The 20,060-nt window shown below is 66.6% G+C and carries 22 protein-coding genes; 6 read left to right on the top strand and 16 right to left on the bottom strand.

What is annotated here, in order from left to right:
• Nucleotides 1-27: 27 nt before the first annotated feature.
• Nucleotides 28-1,131: a mechanosensitive ion channel family protein gene (locus DNK89_RS15835; RefSeq protein WP_110960867.1), complete on the bottom strand. Its 1,104-nt coding sequence runs from the start codon at nt 1,129-1,131 to the stop codon at nt 28-30.
• Between the two features lie 374 nt (nt 1,132-1,505).
• Between DNK89_RS15835 and DNK89_RS15830 the strand changes: the two genes are divergently transcribed.
• Both DNK89_RS15830 and DNK89_RS15825 read left to right on the top strand, forming a co-directional pair.
• Nucleotides 1,506-1,883 carry a DUF4398 domain-containing protein gene (locus tag DNK89_RS15830; RefSeq protein WP_056643773.1) on the top strand — a complete coding sequence of 126 codons (378 nt, stop codon included), beginning with the start codon at nt 1,506-1,508 and terminating at the stop codon, nt 1,881-1,883.
• Nucleotides 1,884-2,005: 122 nt separating this feature from the next.
• Complete coding sequence (locus tag DNK89_RS15825; protein ID WP_110960866.1) at nt 2,006-2,926, top strand: OmpA family protein; 921 nt, start codon at nt 2,006-2,008, stop codon at nt 2,924-2,926.
• Nucleotides 2,927-3,097: 171 nt separating this feature from the next.
• Here the strand turns inward: DNK89_RS15825 and DNK89_RS15820 are convergent, their stop codons facing one another.
• The 3 genes from DNK89_RS15820 to DNK89_RS15810 all read right to left on the bottom strand — a co-directional run bounded on the left by DNK89_RS15820 (nt 3,098) and on the right by DNK89_RS15810 (nt 5,671).
• Nucleotides 3,098-4,117 (bottom strand): aldo/keto reductase, encoded by a 1,020-nt coding sequence (locus tag DNK89_RS15820; protein WP_110960865.1) that lies wholly within the window; start codon nt 4,115-4,117, stop codon nt 3,098-3,100.
• A gap of 62 nt (nt 4,118-4,179) precedes the next feature.
• Nucleotides 4,180-4,788 (bottom strand): YdeI family protein, encoded by a 609-nt coding sequence (locus DNK89_RS15815; RefSeq protein ID WP_110960864.1) that lies wholly within the window; start codon nt 4,786-4,788, stop codon nt 4,180-4,182.
• Between the two features lie 64 nt (nt 4,789-4,852).
• Nucleotides 4,853-5,671: an RNA polymerase sigma factor gene (locus DNK89_RS15810; protein WP_110960863.1), complete on the bottom strand. Its 819-nt coding sequence runs from the start codon at nt 5,669-5,671 to the stop codon at nt 4,853-4,855.
• A 136-nt stretch (nt 5,672-5,807) separates the two neighbouring features.
• On the opposite strand from DNK89_RS15810, the gene DNK89_RS15805 reads away from it, so the two are divergent.
• From DNK89_RS15805 to DNK89_RS15795, 3 genes are all read left to right on the top strand, one after another.
• Nucleotides 5,808-6,155, top strand: a complete 348-nt coding sequence (locus tag DNK89_RS15805) for a FlxA-like family protein (RefSeq protein WP_110960862.1) — start codon at nt 5,808-5,810, stop codon at nt 6,153-6,155.
• A 123-nt stretch (nt 6,156-6,278) separates the two neighbouring features.
• Nucleotides 6,279-7,595, top strand: a complete 1,317-nt coding sequence (locus DNK89_RS15800; RefSeq protein WP_110960861.1) for a flavin-dependent oxidoreductase — start codon at nt 6,279-6,281, stop codon at nt 7,593-7,595.
• 138 nt (nt 7,596-7,733) lie between these two features.
• The gene (locus DNK89_RS15795) at nt 7,734-8,333 is read left to right on the top strand and encodes an ATP-dependent Clp protease proteolytic subunit (protein ID WP_110960860.1); all 600 of its coding nucleotides are present in this window, start codon (nt 7,734-7,736) and stop codon (nt 8,331-8,333) included.
• Between the two features lie 79 nt (nt 8,334-8,412).
• Here the strand turns inward: DNK89_RS15795 and DNK89_RS15790 are convergent, their stop codons facing one another.
• The 8 genes from DNK89_RS15790 to DNK89_RS15755 form a co-directional block, all read right to left on the bottom strand.
• Nucleotides 8,413-9,366, bottom strand: a complete 954-nt coding sequence (locus DNK89_RS15790; RefSeq protein WP_110960859.1) for a Gfo/Idh/MocA family oxidoreductase — start codon at nt 9,364-9,366, stop codon at nt 8,413-8,415.
• A 24-nt stretch (nt 9,367-9,390) separates the two neighbouring features.
• On the bottom strand, nt 9,391-10,281 hold the full coding sequence (locus DNK89_RS15785) for a class III extradiol dioxygenase subunit beta (protein ID WP_110960858.1): 891 nt from the start codon (nt 10,279-10,281) through the stop codon (nt 9,391-9,393).
• 2 nt (nt 10,282-10,283) lie between these two features.
• On the bottom strand, nt 10,284-10,748 hold the full coding sequence (ligA, locus tag DNK89_RS15780) for a protocatechuate 4,5-dioxygenase subunit alpha (RefSeq protein WP_015016175.1): 465 nt from the start codon (nt 10,746-10,748) through the stop codon (nt 10,284-10,286).
• Nucleotides 10,749-10,752: 4 nt separating this feature from the next.
• Nucleotides 10,753-11,682 (bottom strand): amidohydrolase family protein, encoded by a 930-nt coding sequence (locus DNK89_RS15775; RefSeq protein WP_110960955.1) that lies wholly within the window; start codon nt 11,680-11,682, stop codon nt 10,753-10,755.
• 33 nt (nt 11,683-11,715) lie between these two features.
• Nucleotides 11,716-12,720, bottom strand: coding sequence for a tripartite tricarboxylate transporter substrate binding protein (locus DNK89_RS15770; protein WP_110960857.1), 1,005 nt, complete (start codon nt 12,718-12,720; stop codon nt 11,716-11,718).
• Nucleotides 12,721-12,817: 97 nt separating this feature from the next.
• Nucleotides 12,818-13,501, bottom strand: coding sequence for a 4-carboxy-4-hydroxy-2-oxoadipate aldolase/oxaloacetate decarboxylase (gene ligK / locus DNK89_RS15765; protein ID WP_056067987.1), 684 nt, complete (start codon nt 13,499-13,501; stop codon nt 12,818-12,820).
• A 1-nt stretch (nt 13,502) separates the two neighbouring features.
• Nucleotides 13,503-14,537, bottom strand: coding sequence for an amidohydrolase family protein (locus DNK89_RS15760; protein WP_110960856.1), 1,035 nt, complete (start codon nt 14,535-14,537; stop codon nt 13,503-13,505).
• Between the two features lie 35 nt (nt 14,538-14,572).
• A complete protein-coding gene (locus DNK89_RS15755; RefSeq protein ID WP_110960855.1) occupies nt 14,573-15,232 on the bottom strand; it encodes a substrate-binding domain-containing protein in 660 nt (219 codons plus the stop codon).
• A gap of 285 nt (nt 15,233-15,517) precedes the next feature.
• Here DNK89_RS15755 and DNK89_RS15750 point away from each other — a divergent pair, with 285 nt between their 5' ends.
• Nucleotides 15,518-16,483 (top strand): LysR substrate-binding domain-containing protein, encoded by a 966-nt coding sequence (locus DNK89_RS15750; protein ID WP_110960854.1) that lies wholly within the window; start codon nt 15,518-15,520, stop codon nt 16,481-16,483.
• 123 nt (nt 16,484-16,606) lie between these two features.
• On the opposite strand, the gene DNK89_RS15745 is transcribed toward DNK89_RS15750, so the two are convergent.
• The 4 genes from DNK89_RS15745 to DNK89_RS15730 are packed head-to-tail and all read right to left on the bottom strand — an operon-like array spanning nt 16,607 to nt 20,060.
• Complete coding sequence (locus DNK89_RS15745) at nt 16,607-17,521, bottom strand: NAD(P)-dependent oxidoreductase (protein ID WP_110960853.1); 915 nt, start codon at nt 17,519-17,521, stop codon at nt 16,607-16,609.
• A gap of 52 nt (nt 17,522-17,573) precedes the next feature.
• Nucleotides 17,574-18,554: a tripartite tricarboxylate transporter substrate binding protein gene (locus DNK89_RS15740; protein WP_110960852.1), complete on the bottom strand. Its 981-nt coding sequence runs from the start codon at nt 18,552-18,554 to the stop codon at nt 17,574-17,576.
• Nucleotides 18,555-18,562: 8 nt separating this feature from the next.
• Nucleotides 18,563-19,294, bottom strand: a complete 732-nt coding sequence (locus DNK89_RS15735; protein ID WP_056743247.1) for an ABC transporter ATP-binding protein — start codon at nt 19,292-19,294, stop codon at nt 18,563-18,565.
• Nucleotides 19,287-20,060: an ABC transporter ATP-binding protein gene (locus tag DNK89_RS15730; RefSeq protein WP_015016185.1), complete on the bottom strand. Its 774-nt coding sequence runs from the start codon at nt 20,058-20,060 to the stop codon at nt 19,287-19,289. The genes DNK89_RS15735 and DNK89_RS15730 overlap by 8 nt, the downstream gene beginning before the upstream one ends.

Genomic DNA, 20,060 nt, shown 5'->3' with positions numbered 1-20,060 from the left:
TTGCCTACGCAGTACCCGCCTGCGCAATCAGGACACCGCAGCAGCAGGGGCATGCGGCGGTGCGCTGGCAATGTGCACCGTGCGGGTGGGGAATGCAAACTCCACCCCCATGGCCTTGAACTCGCGCAGCAGCCCCAGGTTGATGGACTGCTGCAGGTCCATGTAGAGGTTGTAGGCCGGGTCTTCGACGATATAGACCACCTCGTAGTCCAGCGAGTTGGTGCCCAGCGCCTTGAAATGCGCACGGTCAAAGCGCAGCTCCGGGTGCGACTCGATGAGCTTGCGCACCACGCCTGGAATCGCCTCCGCCTGCTCGGGGGTGGTGTCATAGGCCACGCCAAAGGTGAACACGATGCGCCGCCGCTCCAGCATGCGGAAGTTGCTGATGGTCTGCTTGAGCAGGTCGGTGTTGGACATCACGATCTGCTCGCCCTGCAAGCTGCGGATGCGCGTGGTTTTGAGGCCGATCACCTGCACCGTGCCCGACACGTTGCCCACCACGATGAAGTCGCCCACCTCAAAGGGCTTGTCCACCGCAATCGCCAGCGAGGCAAACAGGTCGCCCAGGATGTTCTGCACCGCCAGCGCCACCGCAATACCACCCACCCCCAGGCTGGCGATGAAGGCCGTGATGTTCACCCCCACGTTGGACAAGATGGCCAGCAGCACCACACTCCACAGCAGCGTGCGCAGCCCCCACGACATGAGCGTGGCCGAGGCGCTGACCTGCGTCATGCCGCTGGACGAGTGCCGCTCCACATAGCGGCGCACGCCGATGCCAATCGCGCGCATGCCCCACAGCCCCATCTGCAGCGCCACGGCCACAAACCACAGCTGGCTCAGACGGCTCTCCCAGCGGCCTGGAAGATCCAGCAGACTTGCGCCCACCAGCAGCGCCACCACCAGCACCAGCGTGCGACTCGTGCCTTCCAGCACATCCACCAGGGTCAGTGCCATGCCGCTGTGTGACTGCGTGGCCCACACCTTGGCGCGGCGGGTCAGCAGGTGCAACACCACAAGGATGGCGGCATAGGTAGCGACAGCCGCTGCCAGGGCCACACACAGGCTCCATAGCGGCACACCCGCAAAAGTGGTCTCCTGGACCCAGGTGAAAAACGTGGATGGCGGCATGCAGTAACTCTCCTCTTCGTTGTGCAAGGGGGATGGGTGGATAGCGGGCGTACGGTGTACGCAAACAGCCCGCGCAAAGGCATCGGCAGCAGATGGCGCAGCCTGGGAACAACGCGGCGTGCGCGCGTGTTGCCCTTGATCGAGACCCCTGCAAAGCGAGAGTTCCCCAACGCGCCTTCACATCCGTCGCACTCACAGTGTCAGCGCCCGGCGTGCAAATGTTCGTAAGACATGCCCGACAGCGATACAGAGGCAGGGCCTACGCCCGCTCGCTGAGCGGGCCCCAACAATGCATCAACACCAGAACCCCCTGGTTGCCCACCCCACACACGGGTGCGGCGTCTCCAACAACCTCCAGAGGAGTCCCACACACCATGCATTCATCTGCACTGATCCGCACTGCCACAGCGGCACTCGCACTGGGCGCACTGGCCGCCTGCTCGTCCACCCCCGCCCCCACCGAACAGATGGCGGTCACCCGCACCACGGTGAACCGCGTAGCGGCGGCACCGGCGGTGGCCACCAGCGCCCCCGTACAACTGCAGCAGGCCCGCGAGAAGCTCATCCAGGCCGAGAAGGCCATGGCAGAAAAAGACTATGTCGCCGCGCGTCGCCTAGCCGCAGAGGCCGAGGTCGATGCCCGCGTGGCCGAGACCCGCGCCGACGCAGCCGGCAATGCCGCCACCCTGGCCCAGGTGCAGGACAGCATCCGCGCACTGCAGGAAGAAATCAACCGTCGATCGCCCCGCTAATCCAGCGCCCTGCGCGGTGCCCAGTGCGCCCCACCTAGCGGCTGCGCCTCTCGCCCACCGGCGCCAAGGCCCCCGATGGCCCCGCGATTGAATTCACTCCAACACCCAAGGAACACCCGACCATGCCACGCTTTTTTCACCGCACCACCGCCCTGTGCACCAGCCTGATTGCTGTGGGCCTGCTGGCCGCCTGCGCCAGTACCACCCCGTCGCCCGCCCTCGAAGAAGCCCGCACTGCCGTGAGTACTGCGGCAGGCGACCCGGCCGTCAACCAGTACGCCCAGCTCGAACTCAAGCAGGCCACCGATGCCCTGGCCCAGGCCGACCGCGTGTGGGCCGATGACAAGGACACGTCCGAGACCAACCACCTGGCGTACATCGCCCGCCAACGTGCCGAGATCGCCACCAACACGGCCCGGGCACGCCAGCTCGATGCCAATATCAAGCAGGCCGGCAGCGAAGCGGATCGCATCCGCCTGCAAGCCCGCACCCAGGAGGCCGATGCCGCCCGCCTGCGCGCACAGCAGGCCCAGCAGCAGGCCATGAGCGCCGAGCAGCGCGCCTCACAACAGCAGGCACAAGCCACCGCCGCCATGGCCCAGGCCAACGCTGCGCAAGACCGTGTGCGCGCACTCGAAGCCCAGCTGCGCGACATGGAAGCCCAGCAAACCGAACGCGGCCTGCTGGTGACCTTGGGCGATGTGCTGTTTGCCTTCAACAAGGCCGAGCTGTCGGCCCAGGCGGCACCACGTCTGGACAAGCTGGCCAACTTCCTCAAGCAGTTCCCGGACCGCAAGCTGCTGATCGAGGGCTACACCGACAGCGTGGGTAGCGACAGCTACAACCAGGACCTGTCAGACCGCCGCGCGCAGGCCGTGCGCGATGCTCTGGTGCAGCGCGGGGTGGACACCAGCCGCATCACCGCACGCGGCTATGGCAAGGCCCACCCAGTAGCTGATAACGCATCGCCCGAAGGCCGCGCCATGAACCGCCGCGTGGAGATCGTGATTGCAGATGACAAGGGGAACCTGCGCGGGAGATAAAGCACACCCCCCTGAGGCGCTGCGCGCCTTCCCCCCGCTCTCGCACCGCTGCGCGTTGCGGGCAGGGAGACGCCGCCATCGCGGCGGGGCGGCCCTTGCGCGGCGGCCGCTGGCTTGAGCCACGCCGGTTTCTGCGGCCTATATCAATAAACGCAACAAAGACCGCGCCGCTCACGCTGCGCGGTCTTCAAACGTCTCGGTATCGACTTCACTCGCGCTCTGCGCGTTGTAGCGGCTGCCCACCACCGTGCGCTCGTTGATCAGCGCGTCCAGCCGCGCCATGGTGGCGGAATCCAGCCGCACATCGACGGCGCCCAAGTCGTCCTGCAAATGCGCCACGCTGGTGGTGCCGGGGATGGGGATGATGTGCTCGGCCTTGCGCAGTAGCCATGCCAGCGCCAGCTGGGCGGGCGTGCAGCCGACATCGCGCGCAATAGCCTGGTAGCCGTCGAGCAGCGCCAGGTTGGCCGCATAGGCGTCGGGCGCAAAACGGGGCATGGCGCGGCGAATATCCTTGGCGTCGAGCGCGCTCACATCGCGCAGCTCGCCACAGAGAAAGCCCCGCGCCACGGGGCTGAACGCCACAAAGGCGGCGCCCAGCTCGCGGCAGGCGTCCAGCACGGCGATCTCGGGGTTGCGCGTCCACAGCGAATACTCGGTCTGCACCGCCGCAATGGCATGCACCGCGTGGGCCTTGCGCAGGGTGGCGGCAGACACCTCCGACAGGCCAATGCTGCGGATCTTGCCCGCGCGCACCAGGTCGGCCAAAGCACCCACGCTGTCTTCGATGGGCACCTTCTTGTCCCAGCGGTGCAGGTAGTACAGGTCGATCACATCGGTCTGCAGGCGCCGCAGACTGTCTTCGCAGGTCTGGCGCAGCGTGGCGGGTCGGCCATCGATCACGCGCACCAGCTTGCCGTCGCCGTTCACATCCACGCCCTGCATGCCGCATTTGCTGGCCAGGGTGAAACGGCTGCGGTGCTGCTTCAGCACACGGCCCACCAGGGTTTCGTTGGCGCCAAAGCCATAGAGCGTGGCAGTGTCGAACAACGTCACGCCCGCATCCAGCGCGGCCAGCAGCACGCGCTCGCCCTGCTCGGCAGACACCGGCGCTCCATAGGCGTGCGAGAGGTTCATGCAGCCCAGGCCGATGGCCGAGACGGAGAAAGGTCCAAGGTTTCTTTGTTGCATGCCGCGAGCTTACGGCAAGCGCGGCAACCGACCGGGTGGCTCGGGCTTGGGGCTGGGAGCGGCTAAGTCTTGGTACTGGGCGGCCGCTTCGCCCACAGTTCAATGCGCTCACCCGCTGCGCAGGCGGCCACCAGCTGCGCAAACCGGGCCTCCCGGGTCGCATCACGTTTGGCGGATGTGACCCAGTGCAGCATCACCTTGCGGTAGCTGGGCGGTGTGGATTCCTGAAAGTACCGCCACGCGGCTTTGTTGCGCTGGAACGCACGCTGCAGCGCCACCGGCAGCTCGGCCACCCCCGCCTGCTCGTGCGAGTAGATGGCCGACTTGTCGGCCTTGCGGTGCGCGAAAGCGGCCAGCCCCGCAGCCGTCATGCGGCCTGCCGCCTGCAACTGCTCCACCTTGGCGATGTTGACCGCACTCCAGATCGACGACGGCTTGCGCGGCGTGAAGCGAATCGAATACGTGTGCTCGTCAATGCGCCGCCGGATGCCATCGATCCAGCCAAAGCACAGGGCTTCGTCCACGGACTCCGACCAGCCCATGCTGGGGCGGCCCGAGCCCACTTTGTGAAAACCCACCAGCAACTCCGGCGCGCTGGCCGCATGGCGCTCCAGCCACTGGCGAAATGCCTGGGGGGTGGCGAAGAACGTGGGGGTGGTCTGGGAGGCCATGGTGTTGCGAACGTCCTTCCTGAGTGCTGCCGGGCGGGCTCTTGCTGCTGTGCCGGTGGGTCGGCTAGGCCACCACGATGTCTTGGGCCAGCTCGGCGCAGGGTCCCAGGGGCAACACGCACAGTGTCACGCCGTCGAGCGTGAGCACCAACCCCAGTTGCCCGCCCACCTGAACCACCCCACCCACCGTGGCCGGTGCGCGCGAGGCACGCGGTGGTACGGGTTGCACGGAGCGCTGCGTCGCCATCGCACTCACGGGCGGCTGGCGCAGCAGGGCCCACAGGGCCTGCGGGTCCCGTAGTTGCAAAGACTGCAGATAAAGGCGCAGCACCGCCGGGTCGCCGTCACTGGGTTCACCGCGTTCATCACCGTGGCGGGCCTGCGCTTCGGCTTGCCGCAGGCGCTGCAATGCGCGGCGCAATTGCTGACGGCTGGCCGCTTCCGTCCGGCCGGTGGCCTGTGCCAGCTCGGCATGGCTGGCATCGAACACCGCATGCAGCAGCACTGCGGCGCCCTCCATGGGCGTGACGCACGCCGCCAGCCGCCGCAATGCGAGCATGGCTTGCTGCGCCAGCGCGGCATCGGCCTCTGCCGAGGGCGCGACCGAACCGGCAACAGCGCCATGCGCAGTCTGCGTGGCTTCGGTCAGCCATTGGGCCATCCACTGGCGCCGCCGCAGGCGGTCGATGGCCAGGTTGCGCACCACCGTCAACAGCCACGCCTGGGCCGCATTGAGCGCCGGGGCCTGGGCCTCCAGCGCACGCACGTAGGCGTCCTGCACGGCGTCCTCGGCCTCGGCAGGACCCAGCAGGCGCGTAGCGGCGCGCAGCAGGGTACTGCGGTTGGCGTTCACCAGCGCCATCAGGTGTTCATCGTTCTGCATCGGGGCATGGTGCCACAGGCTGCGGCAAGCCGTACATCGGCAGACCCTGGTTCGGCATGGGGTGGCGGCGCTCAGTTCAAGAGCCCGCTTTGCGAAGGGACCGTCAACTTTCCCTGCGTCTTGCCGATAACCAGGGATGCAAGTTGCCAGCACCACCTCCGTCAAACCTTCTTCCTCCAGCGGCAGCAGCGACATCGCCAAGCTGCAAAAGCAGCTGCGCGAGCTGACGGAGGAACTCAAGGGCGTAGTCAGTTCCGACATGGACGCCAAGGCCAAACAAGAGAAGGCCAAACTGCTGCAGGCGCAGATCCAGATGGTGCAAGCCCAGATTACGGCGATACAGCGCGCGCAACAGCAAGAGCAACAACTGTCCCAGGTGGCGAAGGCCGAAGAGGCGGCGGCCAATGCCGCGCAGCAAAAGAAGACCCAGGCGGCAAAGACTCCATCTGCTGGGCTGGGCAACAACGTCGATACCTACGCCTGAGCAGTAGGGCTTGGTGAGGAGGCTGCCAACCTGCAGCACACCGCCCCCGGCATGCGTCCGGCGCCGCATGGGCCTGCGGCGTCCGCGACAAGCTCCACCCGCTATTGCATGGACAATCTCGGCATGTCTGGCGCACCCACTACTTCACACCCTTCTTCCGCCCACCCCGTGCTGATCGCCGGGGGTGGCATTGGTGGCATGGCCACCGCCCTCACCCTGCACCAGATCGGCGTGCCCTGCATCGTCTTTGAAACGGTGCCGGAACTGCAGCCGCTGGGCGTGGGCATCAACCTGCAGCCCAACGCCGTGCGCGAACTGCACGACCTGGGGTTTGGCAACGACGTGCTGGACACCATTGGCCTGCAGGCACGCGAATGGGCGCTGGTGGGCCGCAACGGGAACGAGGTGTATGCCGAGCCGCGCGGCCTGGAGGCGGGCTACCACTGGCCGCAGTATTCGGTGCACCGGGGTCAGCTGCAGATGATGCTGTACCACGCTGTCAAAGCCCGCCTGGGCGACAACGCCGTGCAGCTGGGGCAACGTGTGGTGGGCTACCGGCAGGATGCGAATGGCGTCACCGCCATCGTCGAAACACGCGACGGCGAGAAGCGTGAAGTGGCGGGCTCGCTGCTGATTGCGGCCGACGGCCTGCACTCGGCCGTGCGGGCGCAAATGCACCCCACGCAGCCCCCCATCCAGTGGGGCGGCGCCATCATGTGGCGGGGTACCACGCCGGGGGTGCCGGTGCGCACGGGCGCGTCGTTTGTGGGCGTGGGCTCGCTGCGGCACCGCGTGGTGTTCTACCCCATCACGCCACCCGACCCGACCACAGGGCTGGCCACCATCAACTGGATCGCCGAGATCACGGTGGACAACCAGGGCGGCTGGCAGCACGGCGACTGGAACCGGCGCGTGGCGCTGGAGGAGTTCATCCACCACTTCGACGGCTGGAACTACAGCTGGCTGGACGTGCCCGCCATGCTGCGCGGTGCCAAGGACATTTTTGAATACCCCATGATCGACCGAGACCCGGTGCCCACCTGGGTGGACGGCCGCGTGGCGCTGCTGGGCGATGCGGCGCATGTGATGTACCCCGTGGGCTCCAACGGGGCCAGCCAGGCCATTGTGGATGCACGCGTGCTGGGCGCCCAGCTGATTGCGCATGGCGTGGGCCCGCAGGCGCTGCGCGCCTACGACGACAAGCTGTGCAAGGACATCTCTGCGCTGGTGCTGCGCAACCGGGGCTCTGGCCCCTTTGGCCTGCTGGGGCTGGTGGACGAGCGCTGCGGTGGGGTGTTCGACCACATCGACGACGTGCTGCCGCGCGAGGAGCGCGAGGGCTTCATGGCCCGCTACAAGGCGGCGGCGGGCTTTGCGATCGAGACACTGAATGCGGCGCCGCCCACCATTGCGCCAGGGCAGCGCGTGGCGGTGAGCTGAGCAGCCCCAGGGGCACAGAGCGGGCCATTCGGTCCGCTCTGCAGCGCTCCCCTGAATGCGCCAGCGCACGGAAATGTCACGTCCGGCGTGTCTCGTTCGTCATGGCAGTCCTGTCACTCTTTTCAAGGACTTGGCCCCATGGACACGCCAGACACCCACACCCCACCCTCTGCCCCAGGCTCCGAGCCGCGCACCTCTTACCTGGAAGAAAAGGCTTTCAAGGCCCGCACCCTGCTCGTCTTCGGCACCATCACCGACACGCTGGCCGCCGATGTGGCGCGGCGGCTGATTGCGCTGGATGCCGAGAGCGCCGAGCCCATCGACATGCTGGTGAGCTCGCCCGGCGGGCACCTGGAGTCGGGCGACACGATCCACGACCTGGTGCGCTTCATTTCTGCGTCGGTGAACATGATCGGCACCGGCTGGGTGGGCAGTGCGGCCACGCACCTGTACTTGGCGGCACCCCGCGAGCGGCGGTTCTGCATGCCCAACACACGCTTTCTGATCCACCAGCCCAGCGGCGGTGCGGGTGGCCCGGCCAGCGACATCGCGATCCAGGCGCGCGAGATGGTGAAAGCGCGTGAGCGAATTGCGGGCACCATTGCACGGCAGACGGGCAAGCCGCTGGAGGTGGTGCTGGCAGACATCGAGCGGGACCGCTGGATGTCGGCCGAGGAGGCGGTGGACTACGGCCTGGTCTCGCGCATCATCGAGCACAAGACGGCATTGAAGGGGTGAGGCCGCACACCCAATCACTATCAAATAAATAGCTGCCAGCGCTTGATGGATAAGCGCCAGCAGCCAATTTGGATTGCAATCAGCCTGCGTTGAGCTGCTGCTCCAGGTTGTGCAGCACCTGGTAGCACGGCAGCACCTGCGCCACGCTGGCGTTGGGCTCACGGCCTTCCTTGATCGCGGCGAAGAACTCGCGGTCCTGCAGCTCGATGCCGTTCATCGACACATCGACCTTGCTCACATCGATCTTCTCTTCCTTGCCGTTGACCAGATCGTCGTAGCGGGCGATGTAGGTGGCGGTGTCGCCGATGTAGCGGAAGAACGTGCCCAGCGGGCCGTCGTTGTTGAAGCTGAGCGACAGCGTGCAGATGGCGCCGTTGGCCGCCTGCAGCTGGATGCTCATGTCCATGGCAATGCCCAGGTCCTTGTGGATCGGGCCCTGGATGGCGTTGGCCTTCACGATAGGGCTGCCCGCTTGGTAGGCGAACAGGTCCACCGTGTGGGCAGCGTGGTGCCACAGCAGGTGGTCCGTCCAGCTGCGGGGCTGGCCCAGGGCGTTCATGTTCGTGCGGCGGAAGAAGTAGGTCTGCACATCCATCTGCTGGATGTTGAACTCGCCGGCCGTGATCTTCTTGTGCACGTATTGGTGGCTGGGGTTGAAGCGGCGGGTGTGGCCGCACATGGCCACCAGGCCGGTCTGCTTTTGCAGGGCAACGACCTTCTCGCCATCGGCCAGCACGTCGCACAGAGGGATCTCGACCTGCACGTGCTTGCCCGCTTCCAGGCAGGCGATGGTCTGGCTGGCGTGCATCTGCGTGGGCGTGCACAGGATGACGGCGTCCACTTCCTTGATGGCCAGGCTGTCGGCCAGGTCGGTGGTGACGTGCTTGATGCCGTACTTGTCGGCCACTTCCTGGGTCTTGGCCAGGTCGCGGCTGATGAGGGAGACGACTTCAACGCCGTCAATGTTCTTGATGCCGTCCAGGTGCTTGATGCCGAAGGCGCCAGCGCCTGCGAGTGCGACTTTGATGGTCATGGTGTGTGTCCTTTGGCGGGTTTTTTACGTGTTCTCAAGAATCAGGTGGCCCACGGCGGTGTTGGACGCGGGCACATGGTAGAAGCGGTGCGCCAGCTTCGGCGGCTTGCCACCGGCCACATCGGCCGTTGCACCGCGCGCAACATCGGACATCGCGCCGCGCGCGATGAGCCACATCACCAGCTCGATGCCTTCGCTGCCCGCCTCGCGCACGTAGTCGATGTGCGGGATGCTGGCGGCGGCCTCGGGATCGCTGATGAGCTTGTCGAGGAAGGCGTTGTCGAACTCCTTGTTGATGAGGCCGGCACGCGGGCCCTGCAGCTGGTGGCTCATGCCGCCGGTGCCCCAGATGTGCACGTTCAGGTCTTCGTCGTAGCTCTCCACCGCCTTGCGGATGGCCTGGCCCAGGTTGTAGCAACGGCGGCCGCTGGGCACGGGGTACTGCACCACGTTGACGGCAAACGGGATCACCGGGCAGGGCCAGGCTCCCGTCTTGGGGTCTTGCTCGCCGCACATCAGCGACAGCGGCACAGTGAGGCCATGGTCCACATCCATCTTGTTGACGATGGTGAGGTCAAAGTCCTGCTGGATGACCGACTGCGCAATGTGCGCCGCCAGGTCTGGGTGGCCCTGCACCACGGGCACGGGGCGGGGGCCCCAGCCCTCGTCGGCGGGCTGGAACTGCGCGGCCGTGCCGATGGCGAACGTGGGAATCATCTCCAGGCTGAACGCCGTGGCGTGGTCGTTGTAGACCAGGAAGATCACGTCGGGCTTGTTGTCCTTCATCCACTGCTTGGAGAAGTCGTAGCCCGCGAACAGCGGCTTCCAGTAATCTTCTTGTGTCTTGCCCAGGTCCAGCGCAGCGCCGATGGCAGGCACGTGCGACGTGAACACGGAGGCGGTGATCTTGGCCATGGTCAGTTTCCTTTCTTGCCCACTGCGGCTTGCTGCAGCACGTGGCCCTTGCCTTGCGGCTGCCGGTGCGCCTGTGCGTCGCCGTCTTCGCCGATCACGCGGTTGCCATTGGCCGAGCGGCCGCCGCTGATCATCATGTTGCGGTATTCCTCTTCGGTCATGCCGGTCATGCTGCCCGCCATCTGCTGGAAGCTCTTGCCGTCGGTGGCCCCGATCTTGGCCAGAAAGTAGATGTTGCCGCCCAGGCGGATGCACCAGTTCAGGTCGCGTGCCAGCACGGCCTGCTTCTGCTCTTCGGTCATCGCCCACTCGTCCAGATAGGCGCGTTCGTTGGCCTTGAAGCGTGCGCGGTTCTCGGCCTTCATCAGGCTCATGCAGAACTGGTTGAGCCAGTAGCCCTTACGGCTTTGCTCCGCGTCGAAGATGGTCGTGCCGGGCACGTCCAGGTAGGGTTTGTCGAGTGGCATGGCGTCAGCCTTTCTGGGTCACTTCTTCGGGCCAGTACAGGCGCATGGGGTTGTCCACCAGCAGCTTGCACTGCAGCTCGGCCGTGGGGGCGATGTGCGGGATGAAGTCCACCAGCAGGCCGTCGTCGGGCATGTGGTCCTTGAGGTTGGGGTGCGGCCAGTCGGTGCCCCACAGCACGCGGTCTGGGAACTCTGCGACCACCTTGCGGGCAAAGGGCACCACATCCTGGTACGCGTTCTGCTCACCATTCAGAGCCTTGGGGCCGGTGACGCTCAGGCGCTCAGGGCAGCTTACCTTGCTCCACACATTGGGGTGCTGGCGCATGAACTTCAGGAACAGCTCAAACTCCGGGCCGTCCACCGGCTTGCTCACATCGGGGCGGCCCATGTGGTCCACCACCACTGTGGTGGGCAGTGCGGTGAAGAAGTCCCACAGCTCGGGCAGGTCCACCGCCTCGAAGTAGATCACCACATGCCAGCCGAGCTTGGCGATGCGCGCGGCAATCTCCATCAGCTCGTCCTTGGGCGTGAAGTCCACCAGGCGCTTGACGAAGTTGAAGCGCACGCCGCGCACACCGGCGTCGTGCATGGCCTGCAGTTCTTCGTCAGTGACGGAGCGCTTGACGGTGGCCACGCCACGCGCCTTGCCGCCGGAGTGCACCAGCGCATCCACCATGGCGCGGTTGTCCGCACCGTGGCAGGTGGCCTGCACGACCACGTTGCGTGCAAAGCCCAGGTGGTCGCGCAGCGCGTACAGCTGGTGCTTGCTGGCGTCGCAGGGCGTGTACTTGCGCTCGGGCGCGTAGGGGAACTCTGCCCCGGGGCCGAACACGTGGCAGTGCGCGTCCACCGCGCCTGCAGGCACCTGGAAACGGGGTTTGCTGGGGCCGGCGTACCAGTCCAGCCAGCCGGGGGTCTTGGTGAATTCGCTCATGGGCATGGGTCCTTGGTTGCTGGGTGGGGCAGGTCAGTCGAGGGACACGTTGGCCTTCTTGATCACCTCGCCAAAGCGCTGGCTCTCGTCCTTGACGAACTGGGTGAACTGCGCGCGGGTGGTGGGGAAGGGCTCGTAGCCAAAGCTCTTGAACTTCTCCTGCACATCGGCGCCGGAGAGGGCTTGCTCGATGTCCTTGCGGATCTTGTCGGTCACGGCAGCGGGCAGGCCGGGCGGCACGGCGATGGCGTTCCAGCCCGTCACCTCAAAGCCCTTGGGGCCACCCGATTCGCCCACGGTGGGCACGTCCGGAAAGCTGGCCAGGCGCTGCGGCGCGGTGACGGCCAGAAAGCGCAGCTTGCCCGCGCGCTGCAGTGGCCCGGCGGTGGCGGCACTGCCCAGCGCAAACGACAGCTCGCCGGTGGAGACCGAGGTGTAGAGCTGCGTGGTCTCTTTGTAGAGCACGTGCTCCATCTGTGTGCCGGTGGCGCTTTCAAACAGCTCGGAGCCCAGGTGCACCGGGTTGCCGATGGACCAGGAGCCGTAGTTGAGCTTGCCGGGGTTGGCCTTGGCGTCGGCCACGATGTCGCTCACGGCCTTGTACTTGCTGTTGGCGGCCACGGTGAAGAAGAAGTAGGTCTTGAACAGCGGCAGCAGGGCGTCGAAGTCCTTGGCCGTGTCGTAGGGCAGCTTCTTGAACAGGCTGGGGTAGGCGGCCAGGTGCACGTTGTCGAGCACGATCAGGTCATGCCCGTCCTTGGCGCCGCGCTTGAACGCGTCGATGGCGATGAAGCCATTGCCACCGGGGCGGTTCTCGACGACCACAGGCTGGCCCCAGCTCTTGGACAACTTGTCGGCCACCAGGCGGGCCACGCCGTCCGGGCCACCGCCCACTGGGAAGGGCGTAATGATGCGCACGGGCTTGGACGGAAACGCTTGCGCCGAGGCGAACTGGGGCACACAGCCCAGGGCTGTGGCCAGGCCCAGGGCCAGGCCTGCACGGCGGGAAAGGGAAACGGGAGACACGGAACAACGCATGGAAAGAAAGAAGCTGTTTGCTATTAATTACATAGCTGCAAGCACATGATTCACTGGCGCTTGCAGCCAATAAGGCTCAAAAAGGCTCAAAAACCGCTCAATCGATGTACTTGAGGCCCGCCTTCTCCAGGCCGGGGCGCATGTTGTACATGTCGAGGCCCAGCACGCCGCTGGCGAGCTTGGCGCGCTTTTCGCCTTCAAAACTCTCGCGCTTTTGGGCGGCGGCCAGCGTCTCGGCCGCGCGGGCGGCGGGCACACACACCACGCCGTCGTCGTCGGCCACGATCACGTCGCCCGGCGTGACCAGCGCACCGGCGCACACCACGGGGATGTTGACCGAGCCCAGCGTGGCCTTGATGGTGCCCTTGCTGCTGATGGCGCGGCTCCACACGGGGAAGTTCATCTCCTGCAGCGTCTTCACGTCGCGCACACCAGCGTCGATGATGAGGGCACGCGCGCCACGGGCCTGGAAGCTGGTGGCCAGCAGGTCGCCAAAGTAGCCGTCGGTGCATTCGGAGGTGACGGCGGCCACCACGATGTCGCCGGGCTGGATCTGCTCGGCCGCCACATGCATCATCCAGTTGTCGCCGGGCTGCAGCAGCACGGTGACGGCCGTGCCGCTGACCTGCTGGCCACTGTAGATGGGGCGCATGTAAGGCTTGAGCAGGCCCACGCGGCCCATGGCCTCGTGCACGGTGGCCGAGCCCAGGGCGGCCAGGCCGTCGGCAGCTGCGCGGTCAGCGCGGGTGATGTTGCGGTAGACAACGCCAAGTTCAAACATGTCAGAGCCCCTTTGCCTTCAGGCGTGAATCGAGTCGGGAGAACACGCGGCGCGTGTTGGCTTCGTAGATCTGGTGCTTGTCGTCGGCACTCAGGATGGTGGAGGCCTCGATGTAGCGCTTGGTATCGTCGTAGTAGTTGCCGGTGGTGGGGTCGATGCCGCGCACCGCGCCAATCATTTCGCTGGCAAACAGCACGTTCTTCACCGGAATCACGGTGTTCAGCAGGTCGATGCCGGGCTGGTGGTACACGCAGGTGTCGAAGTACACGTTGTTCATCAGGTGCTCGTCGAGCAGCGGCTTCTTCATCTCCTGCGCCAGGCCCCGGAAGCGGCCCCAGTGGTAAGGCACCGCGCCGCCGCCGTGCGGGATCAGGAACTTGAGCGTGGGGAAGTCCTTGAACAGATCGCCCTGGATGAGCTGCATGAAGGCCGTGGTGTCGGCATTCAGGTAGTGCGCACCGGTGGTGTGGAAGCACGCGTTGCAGCTGGTGCTTACGTGGATCATGGCGGGCAGGTCGTACTCCACCATCTTTTCGTAGATGGGGTACCAGTGCTTGTCGGTCAGCGGGGGGCTGGTCCAGTGGCCGCCCGAGGGATCAGGGTTCAGGTTGATGCCCACGGCGCCGTATTCCTTCACGCACTTTTCCAGCTCGGGGATGCAGGTGGCGGGATCGACACCCGGCGACTGCGGCAGCATGGCCACGGGCACAAAGTGGTCGGGGAACAGCGTGGAGACGCGGTAGCACAGCTCGTTGCAGATGGCCGCCCAGGTGCTGGACACGTTGAAGTCGCCAATGTGGTGGGCCATGAAGCTGGCGCGGGGGCTGAACAGCGTGATGTCGCTGCCGCGCTCTTTCATCAGCTTGAGCTGGTTGGTCTCGATGGACTCACGCAGCTCGTCGTCGCTGATCTTCAGGTCAGCCACCTTGGGCATGGCTGCGGGGTCTTTGATGCCGGCGATCTGCGCATTGCGCCAGTTCTCCAGCGCCTTGGGGGCCGTGGTGTAGTGGCCGTGGCAGTCGATGATGAGGCTCATTTTTGGGTGCTCCTGGAAGGTGTTCTGGTGATCGGTCAGGCGGGGGTCATGCCCTGCTTTTGCTTGGCTTCGGCGGCAGCGGGCGAGGCCAGGTAGGCCAGCAGCGAACGCGCGGCATCCACCTGCTGCGAATGCACGCCGATGCCCGCGGAAAACGTGGTGGTGATCTGGATGGCCGACGGCAGCGGGCCCACGATCTGGATGCCCTGTACATGCAGCAGCTCGCTCAGTTGCTGAAAGCCCAGCGCCACTTCGCCCTTGGCCACCAGCGAGCCCACGGGCACGCCGGGAGGCGCCTGCACCATGCGCGGGGCGATCTGCTCGGCAATGCCCCAGCGCTCGAACAGTTTGCTCAGCGCCACTCCGCTGGGGCCGGTGGACAGGCTGATGCTGGGCGCGGCCAGCACGGCAGCGCGCACGGCGTCTTCGCTCGACAGGTCGGGCAGCGGCGCGCCCGCAGGCACAGCCACGGCCACGCCGGAGTGCACCCAGTCCACCTTGCTGCCAGGCACCAGGTGGCCCGCAGCCAAAAGCTTGTCGATGGCGTCAGACGCGAGGATCACTACGTCGAATGCCTCACCGGCCGCCACGCGCTTGGCGGCGTCCACCCCGCCCACCGATTCGATGGCGGCCTGCGCGCCCGACTGCTGCGCAAAACCGGCCACCAGGTCGGCCAGCACCTGGCGCGTGGCCATGGAAGAAATGCCTCGGATCACAGTAAAGCCTCACGCAAATCAGGGGTTGTGCAACCAATGCGCCCCAGAGCGTGCGCCTGAGATGCATTCTTGTTTGCGCGAGTCTGGGCGGGCTGCGTCATGCGTTGTCTCCTGCCGGGCTGCGGGTGGCCCAGGCGGTGCGTGCAGTTGTATACATGCCGCCGATTGTGGGCAGCGGCGGCCCAAACATGAAGGCGGCACCGGCACTACCAGATATATCATTCCGTGATCGTTGACCCACAGCTATAGCAGAGAGCCTTGCCCATGGACCTCAAGCAGATCGAATACTTTGTGCGCGTGGCCGAACTGGGCAGTTTTACCCGCGCCTCGGTGGTGCTGGACATTGCCCAGCCCGCCCTGAGCCGCCAGGTGCGCCTGCTGGAGGTGGAGCTGCGCCAGAACCTGCTGGTGCGCAACGGCCGGGGCGCTACGCCCACCGAGGCGGGCAAGCTGCTGCTGGAGCACGGGCGCGGCATCCTGCACCAGGTGGAGCGCGCCCGGGAGGAGCTGGGCCGCGTGCGCGGTGCGCTGGCCGGGCGCGTGGCGATCGGCCTGCCACCCAGCATTGCCAAGGTGCTGACGGTGCCGCTGACGCGCGCCTTCCGCGTGAAGATGCCGGACGCGGCGCTGGCCATCAGCGAGGGCCTGTCGGTGGCCATGCGCGAATCGCTGACCACCGGGCTGCTCGACATTGCCCTGCTCTACAACACCACGCCCGCGCCGGGCATCGAGACCACGGCGCTGCTGGAGGAAGACCTGTTTCTGGTGCAGCGCCGCGCCCCCGGCCAGAGCGAGGCAGAGGCTGATGCCCTGGCCCGCACGCCCCTGCCGCTGGACGAGCTGCCGCGTTTTCCGCTGGTGATTCCCACGCGCCCCAACTCCATCCGCATGCTGGTGGAGTCCGAACTGGCCGCACGCGGCAAGCGCCCGCAGATCAGTCTGGAGATCGACGGCGTGGCCGCCATCCTGGACCTGGTGGCTGATGGCGCGGGCTGCGCGGTGCTGCCCATGAATGCGGTCACTACGTCGGGCAAATCGGAGGTGTTCAACACCCGGCCCATCCACGGCGCGGGCAGCGATGGAGAGGATGCGGAAGCCAGCGGCAACACGCGCCTGCGCAGCAAGCTGTTCATGGCCGTCAGCTCGCAACGCCCGGCCACGCTCACGCAGCAGGCGATGGCGGAGCTGATTCGGACCACGCTGCAGGCGTTGTACAGGTCTCCCCCCTGAGGCGCTGCGCGCCTTCCCCCCGGGGGGACGACGCCATCGCTGCGGGGCGGCCCTTGCTCGGCGTCCCTGGTATTCGGCCGCGCCAGTTGCATGGAGCAGAGACGAATCAAAGGGGCTGAGGCGTCAGTCCCCAGCAGCTGGGGATGGCAAGCTTTCCAACAACCGGTCCGCATAGTCCTGCCAGCGTGCGTCCTTGGGCAGGCCCTGAAAGACGCCCTCGCGGGCCAGGTCGGCCACCCACTGCTGCTTGGCGGCGATGGCGGAGGCCATCAACGGCACCATGCCGGCCTCGCGCACCGTGTGGGCCGATTCGCGCATCTCCTCGGCGCGGCGCTGGCCGTGTTGCACCACGCGGCTGAAGAAGTAGCGGCCCTGCTCGTGCCAGTCGATGGACGGGAAGGTCTCGGCCAGCGTGGGCAGCACATGGTCTTCCACGCCGTAGTGGCGGGCAGTGGCGTAGCTTTCGATGACCAAGGCCTCCAGCCCCTTGATCATGATGCTGCGGCACATCTTGATGGCGCTGGCCACGCCCAGTTGCTCGCTCACGGGTTGGGCATCCATGCCCCAGCCGGTCAGCACTGCGGCCAACGCGGCAGCTTGCGCGCCGCCCAGCAGCATGGGCACACGGATGCCGTAGGGCGGCACGGACGTCATCACCCCCGCCTCGACATAGTGCGCGCCACGCGCCGCGATGAGGGCCGCCGCCTGCTGCTTGGTGCCGGGCGATGCCGAGTTGAGGTCCAGGAACACGGTGCCGGGGCGGATGTGCTGCGCCGCCTCCTGCGCCACGGCCAGCGTGTTCGACGCGGTAACGGCCGAGATGATGCAGTCGCAGCGCGCGCACAGCGCCTGCATCGCATCCACCGCCACCACCCCCGCCTGCCCGGCGTGCTTCTGCAGGGCGTCGCGGTGCGCGGGGTCGACCAGCTTCAGGTCCCAGGCGGCGACGGAGGCCACGCCGGGCTGCACGCGCAAGCCCGCACTGAAGATCTTGCCCACCTCGCCATAGCCCACAAGGCCGATGTGTGTGATGTTCATTCGATGTTCCATTCCGCCTTTAACCACCGCCAGCGATCCGCTGCGGCAGCGCTCACTGACGCGCGATCTTGGCCTTGGCGATCACATCGCTCCAGCGGCGCACATCGGCGGCCAGGTGGTCGCCCAGCTGCGCGGGGGTGCTGCCCTGGGCATTGAGATTCAGCTCCAGCAGGCGCTTTTTCACGTCGGGCTGGGCCAACGCGGCTTGCACCTCGCGCGAGAGGCGCTCCACCACCGCCGGGGGCGTCTTGGCGGGCACGGCCAGGCCGTTCCACGACGTGACGTTGAAGCCCGCGAGTGGGCCGCCGCTCTCGCGCACCGTGGGCACGTCGGGCAACTGCGCCGCGCGCTGTGCGCCCATCACGGCCAGCGGCCGCAGGGCCTTGGCGCCGATCTGCGGCATGAGGCCGCCCAGGATGTCGATCATCACGTCGATCTCGCCACCCCGCAGCGCCGTGATGACCGGCGGTGTGCCGTTGAAGGGCACCACCTGCGCATCGATACCCGCCGTCACCTTGAAGAGTTCGGCCGCCAGGTTCTGCGTGGTGCCGATCTGAGGCGTGCCGATGTTGAGCTGGCCGGGGTGGGCGCGCGCATACATCAGCAGGTCGGCCAGCGTGCGAAAGCGTCCGCCCTCCTTCACCACCACGGCCAGGTCGAACGTGGCCAGCAGGGAGACGGGCGCAAAGTCCTTGAACGTGTCGAACGGCAGCGACTGGAACAGCGCCGCACTCACCGCCGTGCCGCTGCTCACCAGCAGCAGCGTGTGGCCGTCGGGCTCGGCGCGGGCCACCTGCTCGCCCGCCACCACACCACCCGCGCTGGGCTTGTTTTCAATGACCACGCTTTGCCCCAACGGGCCAGCAATCTTTTGGCCCACCGTGCGCGCCGTGATGTCGGCCGCGCCGCCTGCCGCATTGGGCACAACGATGCGCAACGGGCGCGAGGGAAAAGCGGCCTGCGCGCTGGCTGCACTGCCGAACGACGCTGCCAGCCATGCCAGGAGGGTTCTGCGGTGCATGGCGCTGCCCATGGTGTGCGCTAACGTGCCACGCCCAGCAGGCGGTCCAGCAGCTCGGGCTGCGCGCTCAGCTCGGCCGCGCTGCCGGTGTGCACCACGGTGCCCCGGTCCAACACGGCAGCATGGTCCGAGATGGCCAGGATGGCCTGCGGGTGCTGCTCCACGATGATGGCCGACAGGCCCTCTTCGCGCGTGATGCGGCGGATGGCGCGCAGCAACTCTTCCACGATGATGGGTGCCAGGCCTTCGAGCGGCTCGTCGAGCAGCAGCAGGCGTGGGTTGAGCACCAGCGCGCGGCCCACGGCCAGCATCTGCTGCTCGCCACCCGAAAGCTGTGTGCCCAGGTTGGTCTTGCGCTCGGCCAGGCGCGGGAACATTTCGTACACACGCTCGGGCGTCCACGGCCGCGCGGTGGAGCCTTTGCGGCCCGGGCGCGCCACGGCCGTGAGGTTCTCATGCACGGTCAGCGACTTGAAGATGTTGCGCTCTTGCGGCACCCAGCCGATGCCGGCCGCCGCGCGCTCATGCGGCGGCAGCTTGTGCAGGGCCACGCCGCCCAGGCTCACCGTGCCCGCGTGCTGGCGCGTGGCGCCGGCCAGCGTGTTGATGAGCGTGGTCTTGCCCGTGCCGTTGCGGCCCAGCAGGGCCAGCGTGTCGCCTTCGGGCAGGGCCAGCGAAATGCCTTGCAGCACCACGGCCTCGCCGTAGCCTGCGCTCAGGCCCTCGATGCGCAAGAGTTCTGTCTTAGACATGGGCGTCCTCCCCATGACCGAGGTACACCGCCTTCACCTGCGGGTCATTGGCGATCGTGTCCGGGTCGCCCTCGGTGAGCACCGTGCCGTTGACCAGCACCGTCATGCGGTTGGCAAAGCTGAAAACCAGGTCCATATCGTGTTCGATCAATAGCACCGAGACATCGGCGGGCAGGGCCGCCACGGTCTGCAGCAGTTCCTCACGCTCGCCGGCGGGCACACCGGCCACGGGTTCGTCGAGCAGCAGCACGCGCGGCTCGCAGGCCAGCGCAATCGCAATCTCCAGCAGGCGGCGCTTGCCGTAGGCCAGCACGCGCGTTTCCTCAGCCATCACGGACGTAAGGTGGAACTGCTCCAGCAACTGTTCGCAGCGCTCATTGACGGCTTTGCGCGCGCCCAGCGGCTGCCACCACTTGCCGCCCAGGCCCTGGTGTTGCGACACGGTGAGGGCCAGTGTCTCCAGCGGCGTGAGCGTGTCGAACAGCTGGTTGATCTGGAAGGTGCGCACCATGCCGCGCTGCACGCGCTGGTGCGGCGCCAGGCGCGTGATGTCCTGGCCTTCGAGCGTGATGGAGCCTTCGGTGGGCTCCAGCACGCCGGTCAGCAGATTGATCAGCGTGGTCTTGCCTGCGCCGTTGGGGCCGATGAGCGCATGGCGTGCGCCCTTTTGCAGGTTCAGCGTGACATTGTTGGTGGCCGTGATGCCGCCAAAACGTTTGACCAGGCCCTGCGCCGACAGCACGGTGTTGGAGGTGGTGTTGTTCAT

It is taken from the genome of Acidovorax sp. ST3 (assembly GCF_003231145.1).
Lineage (GTDB): Bacteria > Pseudomonadota > Gammaproteobacteria > Burkholderiales > Burkholderiaceae_C > Acidovorax.
The sequence above is the reverse complement of the archived record's forward strand: the minus strand, read 5'-3'. Positions and strand labels throughout refer to the sequence as shown.